General features: G+C 36.2%; 12 protein-coding genes and 2 pseudogenes. 1 reads left to right on the top strand and 13 read right to left on the bottom strand.

The features are described 5' to 3' along the window. Nucleotides 1-413: 413 nt before the first annotated feature. Both B0I26_RS16280 and B0I26_RS16275 read right to left on the bottom strand, forming a co-directional pair. Nucleotides 414-1817 (bottom strand): IS110 family RNA-guided transposase, encoded by a 1404-nt coding sequence (locus B0I26_RS16280; protein WP_111646447.1) that lies wholly within the window; start codon nt 1815-1817, stop codon nt 414-416. 152 nt (nt 1818-1969) lie between these two features. Next, a pseudogene (locus B0I26_RS16275) lies at nt 1970-2302 on the bottom strand (nucleotide pyrophosphohydrolase). A 242-nt stretch (nt 2303-2544) separates the two neighbouring features. On the opposite strand from B0I26_RS16275, the pseudogene istA reads away from it, so the two are divergent. Beyond that, nucleotides 2545-3570: pseudogene (gene istA, locus B0I26_RS16270) on the top strand (IS21 family transposase); the annotation flags it as partial. A 169-nt stretch (nt 3571-3739) separates the two neighbouring features. Here istA and B0I26_RS16265 read toward each other — a convergent pair. From B0I26_RS16265 to B0I26_RS16200, 11 genes are all read right to left on the bottom strand, one after another. Continuing rightward, nucleotides 3740-6334, bottom strand: coding sequence for a DEAD/DEAH box helicase (locus tag B0I26_RS16265; RefSeq protein WP_245934821.1), 2595 nt, complete (start codon nt 6332-6334; stop codon nt 3740-3742). Beyond that, nucleotides 6309-7586: a hypothetical protein gene (locus tag B0I26_RS16260; protein WP_111646445.1), complete on the bottom strand. Its 1278-nt coding sequence runs from the start codon at nt 7584-7586 to the stop codon at nt 6309-6311. The genes B0I26_RS16265 and B0I26_RS16260 overlap by 26 nt, the downstream gene beginning before the upstream one ends. Further along, the gene (locus B0I26_RS16255; protein ID WP_111646444.1) at nt 7583-8254 is read right to left on the bottom strand and encodes an OmpA/MotB family protein; all 672 of its coding nucleotides are present in this window, start codon (nt 8252-8254) and stop codon (nt 7583-7585) included. The genes B0I26_RS16260 and B0I26_RS16255 overlap by 4 nt, the downstream gene beginning before the upstream one ends. Then, the gene (gene zorA, locus B0I26_RS16250) at nt 8251-10197 is read right to left on the bottom strand and encodes an anti-phage ZorAB system protein ZorA (RefSeq protein WP_245934820.1); all 1947 of its coding nucleotides are present in this window, start codon (nt 10195-10197) and stop codon (nt 8251-8253) included. Before zorA ends, B0I26_RS16255 begins: the two co-directional genes overlap by 4 nt. A gap of 153 nt (nt 10198-10350) precedes the next feature. Then, on the bottom strand, nt 10351-14067 hold the full coding sequence (locus B0I26_RS16245) for an AAA family ATPase (protein ID WP_111646443.1): 3717 nt from the start codon (nt 14065-14067) through the stop codon (nt 10351-10353). Nucleotides 14068-14180: 113 nt separating this feature from the next. Beyond that, entirely contained in the window at nt 14181-14609 is a 429-nt protein-coding gene (locus B0I26_RS16240) for a hypothetical protein (RefSeq protein WP_181502955.1), read from the bottom strand. Between the two features lie 93 nt (nt 14610-14702). Continuing rightward, complete coding sequence (locus B0I26_RS16235) at nt 14703-14966, bottom strand: hypothetical protein (RefSeq protein ID WP_111646441.1); 264 nt, start codon at nt 14964-14966, stop codon at nt 14703-14705. A 768-nt stretch (nt 14967-15734) separates the two neighbouring features. Next, nucleotides 15735-16394 carry a DUF3800 domain-containing protein gene (locus tag B0I26_RS16225; protein WP_111646439.1) on the bottom strand — a complete coding sequence of 220 codons (660 nt, stop codon included), beginning with the start codon at nt 16392-16394 and terminating at the stop codon, nt 15735-15737. A 475-nt stretch (nt 16395-16869) separates the two neighbouring features. After that, complete coding sequence (locus B0I26_RS16215) at nt 16870-17403, bottom strand: hypothetical protein (RefSeq protein ID WP_245934819.1); 534 nt, start codon at nt 17401-17403, stop codon at nt 16870-16872. Nucleotides 17404-17583: 180 nt separating this feature from the next. Next, nucleotides 17584-17859: a hypothetical protein gene (locus B0I26_RS16210; protein WP_146612824.1), complete on the bottom strand. Its 276-nt coding sequence runs from the start codon at nt 17857-17859 to the stop codon at nt 17584-17586. 323 nt (nt 17860-18182) lie between these two features. Further along, nucleotides 18183-18629: a hypothetical protein gene (locus B0I26_RS16200; RefSeq protein WP_111646436.1), complete on the bottom strand. Its 447-nt coding sequence runs from the start codon at nt 18627-18629 to the stop codon at nt 18183-18185. Between the last annotated feature and the right edge of the window lie 17 nt (nt 18630-18646).

Raw genomic sequence — 18646 nt, 5'->3', positions numbered from 1 at the left:
CCTTAACTAATTTTGGTAAAAACCACTTCAAAACATGTCATAAAAACAAAAACAGAAGCCAATACAGCTTCTGTCATTAAACTTCGAGGAGACAGCGTACTATGTCAATAAGAAATTTTAAAAATTTAAGCATAGGAAATACACCTTACGTAAATTGAATGTAAAAATATTACAATAAGCAACTGACAGAAAACCACTATATATGAATCTCACTCTTCTCGAACCTGAATGGAATATTACCTCGTTTCAATACTGCAGGGATGCAACCTGGTTAGTTCAACGTTTGTTTTTAACGTACAATTCGCATTTACAGGACGAAGTAAATCATGCTGTCACTCGAGGTCTTATAGCCTCCGGCACCAAAGTCGATTTTCCTTCGATCCCAGAAGAGGAGATTCAATATGTAAGATACATTATGCTGCCAATACAATCGTTAAAAAATCTTTCATTTTTGTATAGACAAGCTTCTTCTTAATCTCTTCAAAGTAGCTGTAATCTGCTTGTTTGGATTCATAGGGTTTCTTGTGTTTTAACATAGAAAAGGCGATCTTTATAAACTTATTCCCTAACGCTATAAACGCCTTTCTTGGATGCTTTCCACGGTCAAGAAGTTTCTTATAATAAGGATGTAAATCTCGATTATGTTGAGCTAGGCATTTTCCTACGGTATAAACCATGAATCGTAAATTTTTATTCCCCTGTTTGGAAATTCGACCATAAAAGCCTTGTACTCCACCAGATTGAATAATAATCGGATTCGTTCCAGCCTTTTTAATGAGCTGTCCTGCATGGGTATAGTGAGAGATATCTCCTAATTCACTATAAAATTCAGCTGCCGTTACGACTCCTATTCCGGGTACCGTTAAAAGGAGACGGCCGTCTGTTTGGAGTAGCATTTGTTCTATTTCCTTTTCAATCACTCTCACATTTTCATCTAAGCGTCTTAAATCTTGGATCGCTAACCGGAGTAACAACAACTCGGCTGAGACTTCCTCTTTGGAACGGATAATCGATTGCTTAGCTACAGAAAGCAACGTTTGAATGGTGCTTTCTTTAATCCGTAACTTATTCTCTTTCGCTACTTTCCGAATCCCATCCACTCCTAACTCTAGTAAACTAGAAGGGTGTGGATAATTCTCCATAAAAAACAAGGAAGACATTCCCCAAAAATCACTAAAAATGAGTTTCCTTTTCGGTCGATTATTCTCCATCACAATATATCCTTGATAATCTCTCCAAACGTGATCCATTAACGTTCGAATTTGCACCCGTAGTAAGGCTCTCTTTCGAACTTCATTTCTCCTTGCGCGAGTGAGGATCATGAGCTGTCGATGAATTCCTTCTGGTAATTTATTTTCCATTCCTTTATTTTGAATTAATGCATGGGCAATCGCATAAAGGTCTAGATCGTCTGTTTTACTCCAGTTTAAAGCACTTGCTCTCTCTTCATAGGTTGTTGCCGCATTAATAATAGTAACCCCATATCCACATTTCCCTAATTCCCTTACGATATCCTCATAGTAGTGACCTGTAGCCTCCACACCAATAAAAATACGTTCAGCTAACACTTCATTTTTCGCTTTTTCTATCCTTGAACAAAGATCCTGAATGCCACTCTGATTGATACCAAAGAAAAATGGTTTTTCTATTACATCACCAAAATAATTACAAATTAAAGCTTTTTGAAAAAACTTAGCTGCATCAATCGCCACTATTAATACTTTCTCTAGGTTTATCCCCCGTAACTGGGAACTAAATTGACTACCTTTCTTTCCTTGGATATTATTAAAATGTTTATTATATTTTTTTAACCCCATATTACTTCTTCCTCCATTTATGGATTGTAAGAATCTGAGGTTTTCTGTCAGGTATCTCTATCTTACAACAAGAAGTAAGCTGGGGTCTTTTTTTATGTCAAGAAAAACCTTTCGACATTATTATCTTATACACCAGGCACCTGACCAGCGTACTACTTCAGTTCATCATATTTTTTCTTTGAACCAAACGCTTTTTCAATCGGATACTTTTTTTCATTTTTCTCCATTTTATTGATGATTGCTTCTTCTAAATCAATGCCTCATTCATGTGACAACAAAAGTGCGTAAATAACAACATCAGCTAGTTCATCCTTAATATTTTCAAAATTAGCTTGAACTGCTTCTTCGCTTGTTTTCCATTGGAAATTTTCCAGCAATTCCCCCGCTTCTAACGTTAAGGAAATCGCTAAATCTTTTGGATTATGAAACTGCCTCCAATTGCGAGCATCTCGAAATGCGATAATTTTTTGCTGTAAGTGTTTCAATGTGATCCCCTCTGAACTTTTATTATTAAGAATTTAGAACGTGTTGCAAAACTCATAAATATGCATAAATGAACGCAAAAAATCCACCATCTTGTTTAATGCAAAATAAAAGTAGCGCATTATGCAAGATAAAAGTTTAGCAGTTTGCAAAATAAAAAAATCATTGTCAGCACCCCTCTCCCACCACTAACCTTCTAATTGGACAAAAAGTACAGTTAGAAGGGGAAGAAAGGATGCTTACAATGATTCAACAACATCATATCAAATATTTGTATGAATATAAAGGGATGTCCCTGCGAGCCATTGCCAAAGAGACGGGACATAGCTTTCAAACGGTCAAAAAATATGCCAATAAAGAAGATGGCAATCCACTTCCAACTCCAAGGAAGCCAAAACAGTCAAAGTTAGATCCATATAAAGCACAGATTGATGAGTGGTTAGAGCAAGACCGAAAGGTGCCTCGAAAACAAAGGCATACAGGAACTAGGGTATATCGTCGGCTGCTTGAAATGTACGGGGAGGAGTTTTCCGTATCCTTGAGGACGGTGCAGTATTACGTAGCGAAGAAAAAACAAGAAATGTATCAAGATGGTGAAGGTTATCTTCCGTTAGAGCACTCACCGGGAGAGGCACAGGCCGATTTTGGAAGTTTTACGTACCAAGACGAGAAAGGAGTCGAACAGGAAGGATTTTTTCTCACACTCTCTTTTCCATACAGCAATGCCAGTTACGCACAGGTGGTACCGGGGCAGAACCAAGAATGTCTTCTACAAGGATTAAAGCAAATATTTGAGTACATCGGAGGTGTACCGAAACGAATCTGGTTTGATAATCTGTCCGCGGCAGTGACAAGTATTCATCGGAATGGAAAACGCACACTCACCGAATTATTTCAGAAGTTTGCGTTGCATTATAACTTTCAATATGAGTTTTGTAATCCAAATAGTGGTCATGAGAAAGGTCATGTCGAAAACAAAGTGGGATATATCCGGCGTAACTTCTTTGTTCCCGTTCCTGTTATTCCGGATATCGAAGAATATAATCGAACTTTACTTTACCGTTGTGATCAAGACATGGACCGAACGCATTATCGGAAAGGAAAATCGATTCAAGAATGGTTTGAGGAGGACAAGAAAGCATTCGGACGGTTACCGAAGACATCGTTTGATGTCTACCGTTTAGAGAGAGCGAAAGCGGATAAGTATGGCAAAGTTCGTTATGCGAAAAATCTCTACTCCACATCTCCGGAATTTGCGCAAAAAGAAGTATGATATTATCCCCTTATAGTAGACAAAAAAGAAAGGGAGGTACTGTCTACTATGGAGGGGATAATATTATACAGTGCAGCTCTCTTTTTCTTTTATATTATTAAACTTCAACAAAATTCGGGTGGAGCCAGGAATCTATACAAAATGATAACGCGCGTTGCAAAGAATTTTATGAAACATTTGATGCCATATTCATTCTCTCAAACACCATTTGTTGAATTTCCCTTGTATTAAAAGGAACAATGACATTTTCAGCAAGGTCTCGTTTGCTTTCAAGCAGTTCGTGCATAAGCTCTTCTACAGTACCGTTTGGGAAATTTTCCTTATCGGTTGTAATAATATGATAAACATAGACATCTTTTTGTTGCCCAATGCGGTAAGCACGATCTGTTGCTTGGTTTTCAACGGCCGGATTCCACCATCTTGTATAATGAATGACATGATTCGCACTAGTAATCGTTAAACCAACGCCCGCTGCTTTCGGTGAAAGAATCATAATCCCAAAGCCAGGAGATTGATTGAATCGTTGTACAATTGCTTGACGGTTTGGTGTATCTCCATCAATAATCGGTACTGATATTCCATACATATTCATAAATAAACGTTTTAAAACAGAGTGCAGTTTGCGAAATTCAGTGAAAATAATTACCTTTTCATTTTTTTGTTTTATTTTTTCAATAATATTGATCATTTTCTGTAGCTTTGGAACTTCAGTATGAGGAAGATTTTCATATTGGGGAATCACTACCCCTGGATGTCCATATAATTGACGCAGCCTCATAAGCATATTCAATACAGCTATCTGCCCCGTTTCTTTTGTTGCTAACATGGCTGAGGCAATGTCCTTTTGAATATGTGATGCTTCAACATAAATCGGTTCGACGATATGCTTTTTCGGCAAACGGTCATCTAATATTTGTTGTTTCGTACGTCGGAGATAATACAGTTGGAGTGCTTTTAACAATCCTTCATAGTTTTCCGTTTCCGCAAAATTTTTCCGAAATTCTTTTAACGCTCCTAATGCTCCTGGTTGCACAAAATCCATAATGGCCCAGAGCTCATCAAGGCTATTTTCCACTGGTGTCCCTGTCATCGCTAATCGAAAATTAGCTTGCATCGCCCGGATAGCACGCGATCTTTGACTCGTATGTGATTTAATATTTTGTGCCTCATCGCAAATGATCGATTGAAATTTAATTTTTCCTAACAATAATTGGTCGATTTTTAACGTATCGTAACTTGTGATAACAATATCAAAATTGGAAATTAGTTCCGATGATTTCAGTCGTCCGCTTCCCTTGTGAACGTATAAACGCTCCATCAAACTCGGGGCAAATTTTCTAATTTCTTCAATCCAATTTTCAATCAGAGCAATCGGAAGAACAAGTAATGTTGGTTTCAATTTTTGGTTCGCTTTTTGATGTAACAAAAAAGTAATAACTTGAATCGTCTTTCCAAGCCCCATATCATCTGCAAGCAGGCCGCCTCTTCCTTGCTCTTCTAAATAACAAAGCCACCGAAACCCCTCTATTTGATGATCGAATAAAGTTGCCTGTAACCCCGACGGAATAGGATAGTCGTTAAATTGCGTACCTTTTATCTCATCAATCTTATATTCTAATTGTTCTTCATTATCTTTTATATCAAGTATAAACTGACGTTTCAGCGATTCATCTGCATCCTTTGGCAAATGTAACAATTTTTTTCGAAGGGTTGGATCTAAATAAATCCATTTACCATTATGCTCGACATATTGCTGATTAGGGTATTGCTCCATTAATTCTCTTAAAAACTCTACATCATAAGGCACATACTTCCCAGTAGTTTCATCGAACCATTGTAAACCAGTACGATCATGAAAAGTGGGACGTACTCGTTCAATGGGGATCAGCCCTCGTACGCGATCTGAAAATTTTTCTAAATCAAATAAATAATCATGTTCCGGTAATACAGCTGTAGGGTTTTCAAAAAACAAAGGTACTTCTTCACCAACAATGTGACGCTTTTTACTTAGGTTCACTAAATCGTTATGGACTTTTGCTGTACTTACAAAACGGTTTCTTTTAAACCCTTCTTTAAAACTACTTACAGGATGTAATTGATTTAAATGCTGTGTTTCCTGTTCATTTTGGCCTCTTGGAACTAATTCAATATGATCATGACTGTGAACTCTTATATCCAAGTCATATTGATCTACGACATGATAAGTCTCATTTTCTAAAAAATTCTCTAGACGAATCCCCGCTTCTTTCGCGAGTTTTTGGCAAACACCTATTTTTTGATAGCCAGATTCATAATCGTCAGAAATCGCTTGTTTTAGTCGATAGATTTTTTCTGGAAGTAAATAAAGTTGATCCTGCATTTTATAAAACGCACCAATCGGTTTTCCAATCCGATTTAAGTTACGTCCCTTTTGATCAAATAACTGTAAAGACAGGTCAGCATCTTGCGGTAAAGAATTTAGCAATAGTTCCCCAGTTACCTCTTCTTCCTTTGTCGGTAAACCTAGAATTTCTAGTAGTTCTTTGCCATTCTCATCTCTTACTAATTCATAATATTTTTCGTATGGCAGTATTGAATGAACGAGCAAACCAGAGTCGTACAGCTCTTCCCAAGCCACATATTGTTGGAACCCAGTGTATCGATAATACTTTTCAATATCTTCTTTCGACAATGGAAGATTTATGTCCGTAACCGTTTTTCCGTCTTGTAACTGAAAGGATATATGGATTCCGTCCTCATTCGGCGTCAAAACTACCTTCATCTCTCTCTGTCTCTTTTTGAAGAAGAACATCTCTTCTTACCTCCCATCCAAGTTCACGACGGAGCCACGCATCAAATTTGAACTGCCAGTCACCGCTATGAATTAACCAGCCCCCTGGGATGGTTAAGCTTTTATCCATTAGTTCACTTCGTTTGACTTCTTTTGGTTTGTACCAAGAATTATTGTATTTCTCTCGTTCCATTAACATTCGATCAATTTTGGGCTGAAAATATTTTTGGAAAACAGATGTGCGATAAACATATACAGCCCCTGTTCCAAGTACCTCCATGATGACGACGTCAGGAAAATACATAATGAGTGTCGAACGTTCGTCTGTCACTACAACATCTTCAAGCTTTCCTATAAACTTCTCCCAATATTGGAATCTTTCATGGTTTTTGTTTATGTTACCAAAGAAGTCTTTGATTTCTAATTTTAATATCCACTTGGCAAAGCGGCGCTTTTCTTCCTCACCAACATATTTCCACAACATTGGCTTTCGACGATACGTTTTCAGTTTCTCAAATATCAGCTTTCCTAATGGTTTCACATGATTTAACTTACACTTTTTAATGAGCTGATGCGCCATTTTTTGTTGTTCTTCATTTGTGGCTGAGATAAACATTTCGCGATAAAGTTCCTGTTCGTTAAGAAAGAAATTTTCATCGGCCAAATGAAAAATTTCCATCAGCACTAATTTAAAAAGGGGAAAATTTTTAGTTAAATAAAACGTTTCAAGTTCCTCTAAAATTCCCTTTTTCCCTTCATAGGCCTCTGTTGCTAAGTATAAAATAGGGTCTTTACTTAAAAGAAATTGACGCCATTTTTTCGCCTGTTCTTTTTCCATCCTTTTTTCAATTCTTTCTTTGTGATAAGCATACGAATATTTTAAGATTTTCCAAAGCTCATCTAAATCGCATGTTTGATAAACGACATCTACCATCACGCGAAATAAACGTCGTTCATTTTTGACGTTTTGCTGAATCAGTTGAACCATACTCTTTTTAATTGCGTCTGGCAATTCCCTTTTATATAAATTGGGTAAAAGAAGTTTTTGACGTCTCGTTAGCCCATTGGCCCATTCTAAAAACGCCGCTTCCGATTGAGCAGCCACTTTCTGAAATTGTTCAGACAGCTCTTCTAACAAGCCACGATATGTTTGATTGCTGTTTTCCACCGTTTTATCTAAAAGCGGTTTACGTTTTTCGCGCAACCAACCTTTTAAAAGAGTCGGTTGATATTCATATCTCATTCGTTCACCAACTTTTCAATGGCTTTTATGGCCTCATCGTCTTTTAGGCGAAATAAAAACTCAACGCGTCGCGAACGATTGGCATCATATTCTCCTTTTTCATTCGTTAGTGGACTACTAAAACTTCTTCCATTAGCGGTGATATATTTTTTAGACAACTCCCTTTCTTTAAAGTTAGGAAATTCGTCGCTATAAATATATTCCAAAACCGAATAAGCTCGTTCTTGAGATAAAGACATGTTATACATATAGGTTCCTTGTCGATCGGTATGTCCTTCAATAATAATACTTGAAATTTCGTCCTTAAAGCGGTCTTGCAATAAAATCCCCATATACTTTGGAATAAATTGTTTTAGAAAGGCTTTTCCTTCATTTGAGATTTCCGATGAATTTGTCTCAAATAATACACTTCCAGGAAAGCGAATCGCTCCTGTTTGCTGGTCAATTTCAATCGCCATATTCGATTTCTCAAACGCTTCTGTTAACGCTTTGATAATTTCCGTTTTCACACTTACAACTTCCTGAATTTCCTTTTCCTTTTTTTCAAGTAATTCACGATAATCCAATATCACAAGTGTCAATAAGAGTGCAAATACCATAAGCATTGCGCTCATTAAGTCTGCATAAGACATCCAATAGTTCACTTCTGTTCTTTTCTTATATCTCATGCCGGATTCCCTGCTTTCAATTTAGTTAGATGTTCTGCCAAGTCTTCTAAGTTATCTATAAAATCCGCCTGTAACTCACTAAATTGATAAATTAAGTTACTTACCTCTTGTACCGCTTTTGTTAATGTCTCATCAAAATGATGATATGTTTTACTTAAACCATTATCAATGTTTTCCGCAAAGTCTTTCATTGATAAATGAAGAGCTTGAGTCGTTTTTGTAAATTGTTCTTTTGTTGTCGTCCAATTTTCTTTCAGAACTTCTAACTGTGAAGTCATTTCTTGCATATATGTCTTTGTTGTTTCGAGTGCGTTTTCGACGGTTTCATTTGTTTGTGTTCTCAGTTGTACAAGTTCAGGTAACAGTTCATTTTGTAACTGCTGCATTTGCTGCAGTTGCTCTTTTAAGTGATGAAGATTACCTACAACATCTTTTAACTCCGGTGCTAGTGGAGATAACGTAGAAACAATCGCTTGAACATTTTGTAAAAGTGTTTCTGAGTCTTGAATCGTTTTCTGCTGTGTAAGTAATGATTGAGCAAAACGGTCAGTCATATCCTTAAAGGAAGTGGATAAAGAAGTTGAAACAGTAACCACTTGATTAAGTAATTCTTCATATTTCATTTCAATTTGCGCGTTGAAACGTTTAAAGCCATCTGTTAAATCATCGTATTTTTGTGCTAACAGCTGGTTGCTCTTCATAACCTCTTGCTGCACTGGAAGTTGTTCTTTCGTTAACTGCTGAATATACTGGAATGTCGTTCCTAAACTCTCCATCACACTCGCTGTTTCTTTATAACTATTTCTCATTTCTTCCAGTTCAACTGCCATTTTCTCAAATTGTTCAAACATTCTTTCAGTCCGCTCAAGGGTTGATGCTTGCCGCTGCTCCGTATTGACAAAGTTTTCAACGACTTGGTGAACCGTTTTCATCATTTCTTTTTGTAAATTTTGTGTATCTTGAACTAACGTACTAAACTGTACGATAGACTGTTGTGTACCGCCTGTAATTTGATCAATTAAACGATTGGTTACATCATGGCTCGTATTTTTTGTTAATTCAATTTGTGATTCTAACAATCTAGATTGTGTTTCTACTCCTGATTGTAATTTAGCGAATTGATCGGTTAGTTGTCCAAAAGCATTTTGAATGCTTCCATGTGATTGTTGAATGGTTGCGACAACTGGCTGCACGGCTTTTTCTAATGCATCTGTTAGCAGCGTTTTTAAATGATCCGCTTGATTTCTAGAGATTTTCTCTAGACGATTTAAAAATAACTCTTCATCATCCGTGCTTAGTAAAAAATCAAGACGCTCGGAATGCCAGTCAATATTTTGATCAAGACGGCTACTAATCCAACGGTCAAATACCGTCCACAGTAATGACAGGAAAACTCCCCATACAGATGTATAGAATGCGACCTTCATACCATCTAATAAACTACTTATTCCCGAACGTAATGCTTCCGTATTACCTACATGCAACTCAGAAAGTCCAACGGATAAGCCAACAAACGTACCAAGGACACCAATACTTACATGGATACCGCCCCCCATATCCATTAAATGACGATATCCCATATGATGATGCATCACATCAAAACCGAAAAACGGTTCTACATTAATGCGCTCATCTTCATTCTTCTGGGAAACACGATTATAGTAACGTTCCCATAGTTCTTTATACTTCGACTTTTTCACGTTAGAAAATAGACTATTTAGCGTTTGATCAATTTCTTGAGGACTGCTGTCTTGTGAACGGTTTAATTCCATTAATTGCGGTTTTAACTCGTTCATCACATATATTTCTTTTCTAATTCGTACAAACTGTATTCCAGCCATCACAATAAATAAAATAAATTGAAAATAAAGAAAAATGTCAGTAAAACCTTTATTTCCTATTTTGTTAATGAGTGAAAATAAGTTTTCAAAAATAGAGTACAACTTCAATCACCTTCGCTTCTCTACTATTTTTCCTAGGAAAGTGAAAAATCAATTTTACAACTAATTTACCACTACATAATTTTACAAGTTAAGTAAATATTCATCAATTATTAAGAAAAAGGCCCCTTTAGAAGGAGCCTTTTTTAAGATTTATTATTTAAAAAGTGAAGAAATTAATTGTTGAATCTTTTTCGAATCGATTCCCCCATTTTCTGCCTCCATTGTGACAATGAGGTTTCCTCCCTCTTCTATAGGAAGAATATTGTGACTACGATACCATTCAAGTTTTGCTTCCCAACGCTTACGATATTCCAGATTAGACAACATTCCACAATGTTCCCAATAGTAAGTAATTCCTAAATCATCATCTTCAATTGTAAAATCTGGATAACGGATAGTCCCTCCAAGTTTAAGAGGTTCCTCATATAAATAATTAATTCCGTTAGCATGTAATAGATCTGCAATTATCACTTCTGATTTAGAGCGCACTAGCTCCCCTCTTGTTGTGCGATGTATTAATCGTTTTTCCAAGAATACCCCTTCATCTATTTCAATCATATTTGGTTTTTCAAATAAATTTGTATAGCGTCTTGCTGTTTCGGAATAGCGGTCCGATGCATAACGCCATAAATTTGAACGCGGCCCTTGATGCAAAATAATTACTTTCTCTTTTTGTCTTGTTAACGCTGTATACAACAATTCAGGTGATAGTAAAGCACATGATTCAGGAATAATCACAAACACTTTTCCAAATTCGCTTCCTTGTGATTTATGAACGGTGAGGGCATAAGCAAGCTCTAATGTCGGTTCTCCTTCCTCGCTAAAATCCCATGTAAAGTACTCATAACGATATCCAGGTTGAGAAGAAAACTCCACATTAAAATACTTAGCATTTTTCCTAAATTCTCCGATTACAAGGCCAATTTCACCATTCGCAACATAACCTTGTGCCCCTTCTTTTGGCCATACAGAAGTTCGTTTATGGTTAATAGTATTAATTACTTTATCACCATAGACAATTTGCTCTGGTCCCATCGGTTTTGGAAAATAACGATTGAATGTTTTTTGTGATGAGTGTATCCGCTCTTGCTTAAATGTCGCATGAATTTCACGATTAATCGCTTTAACGCCATACAATGCATTTTTGACTGGTGATAAAATCTGCCAGCTTTCCACTTTATGAACTGAATTGTTTTTACCGCTTGAATGACTCACAAAGTTGATATATCCTTTTTCAGTCGTTACTCCACCTAATGAACGCTCAAAACCATTAACGTCATTCTCATTCTCAAGCTCTAATTCTTCCATTAATACTCGTTTTAGAGTCGGAAGCAGTTCCTCTTCCCGATTCCACTGAACAAAACGTAAAGTACTTGAACTAACAGGAAAATTAGCTTCGTCAAAGTATTCATCATCCGCAGGATGAACACTGTTTCGGCTGAACCATTGTGCTAAACGAAGGTCATCTCGTTCCCCACCAGTCTCGCTTGATTGACGTCTCGGAATTGTTAATTGCCCATAACCTTTTCCTACTTTCGGAAACATAAATTCTACATCATCAGGAGTTAAATAGTTTACTAAATCAACAAACGGTCTGCCTGCACCGATTGGCGGCAGTTGTCTTGGATCACCTACAAAAATAAATCGTTGGACTCCTTCTAATGCTTCAAATAACGCTGCCATCATTTCTTCCGTCAACATCGAAGCTTCATCTACAATTACCGTTTGTGCATGTTTTTCTCCTTTTGCGTTTATAAGCTGATAGCGAAAGTTTTGATAATCATATCGATTTGTTCTACCTAAAAACTGGGCAAGCGTATACGCTTTTATCTTTAACGTTTTTGATACTTCCTCCATTCTTACACGTGCTTTTCCCGTCGGTGCTAACAACAATACGTCTCCTTGTTGAATCTCAGGATGACTTATTAATGTTGACAAAAGAGTCGTTTTTCCTGTTCCGGCTGGTCCTATTAAAACAGAAATTCTCGATTCCGCTAATTCCTTTAAAATAGCTGCTTTTTCTGTACGAGCCATCTCTTCTTTTTCAGCTTCATATGGATCAGCAATTTGGATTGGTCCACCAAGCTTTTCATCTAGTAAAGCTCGCCAATCCGCAGAAATCGAAATCCTTGTGCCTTTCAAACGCTTTTCTACTTTTTCACGAATTAATTGTCCCATTTCGTAAAGACGTTTAAGCTGATACGCTTTAGAACCGTCTTCCATTTCAACAATGATGATTTCCTGCTGCAAATCCGTTTCGATTGATGTTAAAAGATCTTCATGAAGTTCACAATCCGGAACGATTGGTAAGTTTCTAATTTGACGAACAATTTCCTCAAATGGCAATAGGGTATCTCCATTGTTTGCTGCTTGCTCTAATACATATACCACTAATGCACGTACTCGTCTGATATCATATTTTGAATCGAACGAACCTTCTCGAAGAAAAGGACAAGTTTCAAGTAATGTTTCATTTGGAAACATCGCTTTATCAATTGTCCAAATCGGTATAGGTTCGAGCTGAAGACGTGTTTGTTCATAAAGTATATACGGATTTTTTAAAATCTCTTCATCTGTAGCATGAATTCCTTTCTTCTTTCGCTCCGATTGTACAAACACTACTTTCGCTTGTTCGTTTGACAATTCCATTCGACTTAACAGTTTAACTAATTCTTTTCGTTCACTCGGCATTTGCTTCCACATGCGAGATAACTCTGGTGTTACTTGCTTTGCTAAAGAAGATGGCAAATAATCTTTTGGATTTTCAAACATTGCATCTACCAGCGGCCAAATATCTGCATTCTCTGTAAAGTGTTGTTCTAAAGCACGAGCAACAAAAGTTCCTAGTGAAACCCCCATCGCTGTAAAGCAAGCTCCAAGCCCCGGATATGGTCCACGCAATTTCCATATTTCAGACAAACGGTCGTCAATCCATTTCATACATTCGTCCCATGGACCACGAATATATTTTTTCATTTTCTCTAGTGATTTAGCTAACTCAATTAAACATTCAATGGCACTGTCATTCGATACATGTTCACTTGCATACGAAAACTCAGCCATTCGTTCTTCCGGAGCAAAAGCAATGCATTCTGCGACATTTATTTCTGGATGTTTTTCGGCATATGTAAACAGTTCTTGATACGGCAATAAAAATCCATCATGAAAATCAGGGCGAAGGGTATGTTGAACCATTCGTTCCCAAAGCATTGCTCGCAAAGATGGAGATGTAGTTGTATATTGGTATTCAGTAAGTTCTCCAATATGTTTTACTCTTGCCACTCCAATAAGCACTCTACGCGTTTCTTCAACAAATGGAATTTGTTTAGCGTAAAAGAAAATTAAAGAACCTACTTGTATATGATTCATAAAACTATTTAACAACGTCTCTTGATTCGTCTTCTCCTGCCACCAGTTGCTAGAAAAAGGTAAATTTGGTTCTCTAGATTCATCTACATCCAATGGATAATATTTTTTTAACTCATCAATAGATGATTTAAGCATCCATCGAAACGGAATAACTGCTGCTGAATAAGCCGGAAATCGCAGTGGAGTTGCCTTAAAATGACCATGCGTTTCTTTTGAACTTTCTTTATATGGATGGTCAACTACTTTCACATAGTCAAAAGGCGCCATAAACATGCCTCGTTCTGCCACACAACAAGGCCACAAATCTTGTGATAGCTCTTCAATGGACATTCCAGCATATCGACTTTCTAATTCCTCATCTTTTAATTCCTCAATCCTTCTTAATTTTAGACAGCTAGTATTATTCGCAGGATTGCTACAAATCGTCCCATTCCATCCTTGGTCATGCCATGGGACGCGGACGGATAAATGCTTTAATGGATAGATTTCATTCGGTAACATGATAAAATACTTTCTTCCTTTCTGTAATAGAATTCAAACAACATATTATCAGGCTTAATGCTCGGCTAATCTCCTAACTAGTTATCCAATTCTATAACACTCGTACGTTTCATTCATATTTTCGACATCATCTTAATCTTGTTCAAATGATATTCCGTATTTTCTTTACTTCGCCCGCTTCCACCGTTGCGCAAATTATATTCAATTTTACGTAAATGATACGTCTGAGCAGTTGTGAGATCGCTAACGTTTACATTTTCATCTCTTAACATCTGTAATAATTCCGCCTCTGTTGAAAATAAATCCACATCCCTTAAAGAAGTACCATTAAAATGATACGCACGTATAGTGAAAAAATATTTTTGAAACTCCCCTTGAATAAAATTCACTTCTTCATTTAACAGCTTAGCGTCCGGATAGTCTTGTGGATGTTTATTTTTGTTATAAAAATACTCCCCTGCTGGTCCGACTTTAAAATCTAATGAAAGTGGTTTGTTCTTTTTTCCGTTCCGCGTTAATGCAATAATGACCATATACGGCAAATTTAAATATTGCGCAAATCCTACATCTGCATTACTCGGATCTGCCCAGTGTTCAAAGTATTCATCGTGTGGATGGCTATGGTATGTACCTATTCATTTAGATGTAGAGAATAAACATTTAGCGCTTTGAATCGCTTCATTTATTTTTTGATCCGGTTGCACTAAATCCTCTGTTCGCTTCGAGACACTTCCAACAGGAAAAGCAAAATCACATTCATAACCCGTTTCTTTTTTTAATCCAAACAACAGACCAAAAGATTCCGTGCTTACTCTTTTTTTGTTTTGCGGAAAAAACTGTATTGCATCTAATAGTATCGTTGAAAAGGAGTGTTGAATTAGTTCTAGATGATTTTTCATTTAAAGCACCTCATTTTACCGCTTTTATTGAACAACCCTAAACAAGCTTTGAAAAGTCCGTGAGCGTACCTCATCACTCTACAGAACGTATCCTTGCAAAATATTATTTGGAATTACGAACACCACTTTTCAAGTTGTTTTTCGCTCATATATTACATAAATTTCACAAAAAATCCTGTCGAATAATGTCATAAAAACAAAAAACAGAAGCACAAACGGCTTCTGCTGTAAACAACATACTATCTATTGACTCAACATCCACAACATAAACTAATTAACATCTTTCTTCGTTCTTACGAAATCGATGTTTGCTCCAATTGATTCAAAATGTTTGCGGACGAATTTGATTTTGTCTTGCTCTTCTGGCTTCAACTTCGATTCCTTCTTACTTACTTGACGGCCTCTCCTTCTCTTTTATTCTACCAATCTTACGTTATGCTTTTGCGGACCCATTTTAAGAACGTCTTCCGCGATATATTCTTCTTAGTGAAGACGTGGAAAGATTTCGTCTCTTTCCTTTTCTGATTTTCCGTTTTATACCGTCTGTTGCTTTTGGTGCTTCCTCTTCAAATTTCCTATAATGTGAGGTCAAGAATAAATTGAGATAATCTTGAAAATTCCGCTCTTTTAATTCACTGTTACTTTCCCATTCATAATATTTAATGGTTGATAGGAAACTTAATAACTCCTTATTTTTCAAAAGTTCAACTGCTAAATCAATTTTTTTCTTTCTACCTTTAATTTTTAGTTCAATTAACTGTTGCTCCGTTAGACCCTCTGGCACAACTTCATTTTTTTTATAATTTGCCTAACAATTCCAAGTAATAGATCCGTTATCTCTATCCCAATTTCTTCTCTCTTATTTTTTAACGAGCAATTTAAAACACTAAATTGTTCCCCACGATACATGGATTGAATGTTTAACTGATCCATTAAATTTGTATCTAGTTTAAAACCTTCATACCTATTAGACTTTTCTATAAAAATCTGTGATTTTATATATACATCTTTGCCGTAATTTCTTAAAAGACCGTATAGAATTCTTTCTGGAATTTTGGTATAAATCATTTTTTGCATGAGAAGTTCTGCAGCTTTTTGCTTTTGATTATATAATTTCTTTCGAATATCGAGAGGATTCGCATTATAATTAATGACATTCAGTTTGACAAAACGAGCAAATTTTGCAAAAGTGGTTAAAACCTCAAGGATGTCTTTTCTCATCTCTTCATATCCTGTATAATTAGTCCAATGAAGCTTAGTGAACTTATTTTCCCTTAGTTTTCTGTTAAGTTCCTGGAACTCAAAACTGTTATAGATTTTTGTTGGAATAAGCAATCCACCCATGATTGTTGGTTTATCATTTTTTGTCCCGCTTTCATCAAAAAAAATGTTTACCGTCTCAACGTTTAACACATATTTTTGTTCCAATCATTCTCACCCTTGACAACTCATATCATTATGTAATATTCTTTAATTACATTAATTACTCGTTCCACGGAACGACTAATTTAATATAGAATAGAAAGTAACTCGTCCCTAGGGGCGACTGAAATCTATTCGTCTTATGCAAAAATGCGACTAAGATTCAATCTTAGTCTTTTTTATTTTACCATAAATTTTTTATGATTGAATATTTCGTTAAATTAGAATTTTACGCAAACTTTTAAATTTGATAAGTGGTATTATGTCAAGAAAACGGACACGTTAAACAGAGAGAAATAGCTGAATTTATGCAGCTACTTTTCTCTGGTTAGCGTAGTAAGCAGTTTCAAATTCACATGGCGATACATAGCCAAGGGCTGAATAACTTCTTTTGCAGTTGTAGAAGATTTGATCATGTCTTAAGATAATGACTATTTATATGCATTTATACATATACGTTTTGTAATACGTTCATCTAATTTTAAAACTCCCAAACAACTGAACGTTCCGGTACATCTTTTCCTTCTTCAACAACGTAAAAAATATCTACCTCACACCCATACAATAACTTCAGCAACGCCATTCCTCTTAATTGAGCTTCATTTAAACGATCGTTCGTATCCATTCTCTTCACTTCTGCAAACCGCACTTCGGAAAAATCAGGACGATAAATCATCAAATCGGGTTCTTGAACGTGAACATAAGGAGAAAAAAGGCGATAAAACTGCCGTCCTTGTTCATATCGCTCATCTCCAAAATGTTTTCGAAACACTTCTTCAGCAACAGGATATTTACCTAGCCGATTGCCACTGAACAGATTATAATCATGGTGAATCCATTCGTATCCTAATGATTCAAAATAACGTCCGACAATAAATTCACCGAACCCTTTTGTTCCAGGCAGTTTTCTACAATAAGAATCTTTGCAATTCTCTCTTTCACCGTTTCTCCACTTGTCTAACTCCTCCGAGCGAAACGTTACAACTCGAACGGGAATTTCTATTTTGATACCCACATAGTTTTCCTCCCTATCTAACTGATCTACTGTTCTCTCAGTATCAGCAATATATGGCTAGAAACTGATTCTACATAAAACCCCAGAGACTGCATAAAAACTTGACTTTACCTTTATCTGCAATAGCTTTCACCCTATTTCTTGTTTATTGCCCTAAAAATAAGCATCCCACCTTACAAATCACAATTTTTCCAGCTCATGAAACACCGCATCTCGAATATTTTTCGATGTGATCGATAATAAATCAATTTCTTTCCAAAAAACCTCTTGAATTCTACCGTACTTTTCAGAAGTTTTTTCATCATTTGGAACCGTCTTAAAGATTCCATTTCCAAGTTCATGATCGCTAAAATGACTGCCATCATATAATGGCCAATAGAAAAACCAATGTTCAGAAACGCTTGGTAGCTTATCCCAATGTTCAAGAGACGGATATACATATTTGCATAACGTCATCCTCGGTTCATCTTTAAATGAAAGTTCAATGGCATATATGTGATTGTTTTTCAAACCATTTCCAGATTGACAAGGAGGTGCGGAATCTTTCTGGTATAACTTAATGAAGGAATGATTTTGTCTTTGCTATTACAAACACCGCTTTCTTTCTTCATTCGGTAGCTGTCTATAACATGAATGACATTACTAGAATCAAGATAATATCTCAACGATTGCAATGACTGACTATATAAATCCATCATTTTATCCTCCCAACCCTACTGAATCTTCCGCTAAAAATACTGCACTTTAGATGTGTATTGATATATGTTATTTCAGACAAGCTACCTTTGACTTTTATATCCTTCGTATTTTGGTTTAAATTTTAAATGCAAAAATGCCTCAATTAGATTTAGTACAAAGATTCCTAACGATGCATCTATAATAAAGTCAATTCTTCTTATATTCTGTTTAATCCAATCCCCAACAATATCCTCAGTTAGATTAAAACATTTAAAGTCTGGATCATTCAAAATGGATTTCGCTAAATTGCTTTGGGAACTTGTTGGAACATAATGCTGGCTTCTAAACCTTGCATCACTATTCGGACCAACCTTTCCAATTTTTAAAAATTCATCCTGAAAAACAAAGGAATAAATCCCCATTTTCCCTTGTGGCAAACCAGCTGGCTTATGTGGAACTCCTCTGTCCAATATTTGTATTTGATCCTCGGAAATGACGGTTCCTGTTAATCTAACCACTGATAGTAACTTTGCTTTTAATTCTTTCATTTGATAACTCTCCCAAA

The sequence above is a fragment of the Paranoxybacillus vitaminiphilus genome (assembly GCF_003259935.1).
In the GTDB taxonomy this organism is placed as follows: Bacteria; Bacillota; Bacilli; order Bacillales; family Anoxybacillaceae; genus Paranoxybacillus; species Paranoxybacillus vitaminiphilus.
The sequence above is the reverse complement of the archived record's forward strand: the minus strand, read 5'-3'. Positions and strand labels throughout refer to the sequence as shown.

Coding starts and splice junctions, on each gene's coding strand:
- B0I26_RS16265 (WP_245934821.1), bottom strand. CDS start 6,334: ATGAAGGTAGTTTTGACGCCGAATGAGGACGGAATCCATATATCCTTT.
- B0I26_RS16260 (WP_111646445.1), bottom strand. CDS start 7,586: ATGAGATATGAATATCAACCGACTCTTTTAAAAGGTTGGTTGCGCGAA.
- B0I26_RS16235 (WP_111646441.1), bottom strand. CDS start 14,966: ATGAAAAATCATCTAGAACTAATTCAACACTCCTTTTCAACGATACTA.
- B0I26_RS16200 (WP_111646436.1), bottom strand. CDS start 18,629: ATGAAAGAATTAAAAGCAAAGTTACTATCAGTGGTTAGATTAACAGGA.
- B0I26_RS16280 (WP_111646447.1), bottom strand. CDS start 1,817: ATGGGGTTAAAAAAATATAATAAACATTTTAATAATATCCAAGGAAAG.
- B0I26_RS16245 (WP_111646443.1), bottom strand. CDS start 14,067: ATGTTACCGAATGAAATCTATCCATTAAAGCATTTATCCGTCCGCGTC.
- B0I26_RS16210 (WP_146612824.1), bottom strand. CDS start 17,859: ATGACGTTATGCAAATATGTATATCCGTCTCTTGAACATTGGGATAAG.
- B0I26_RS16255 (WP_111646444.1), bottom strand. CDS start 8,254: ATGAGATATAAGAAAAGAACAGAAGTGAACTATTGGATGTCTTATGCA.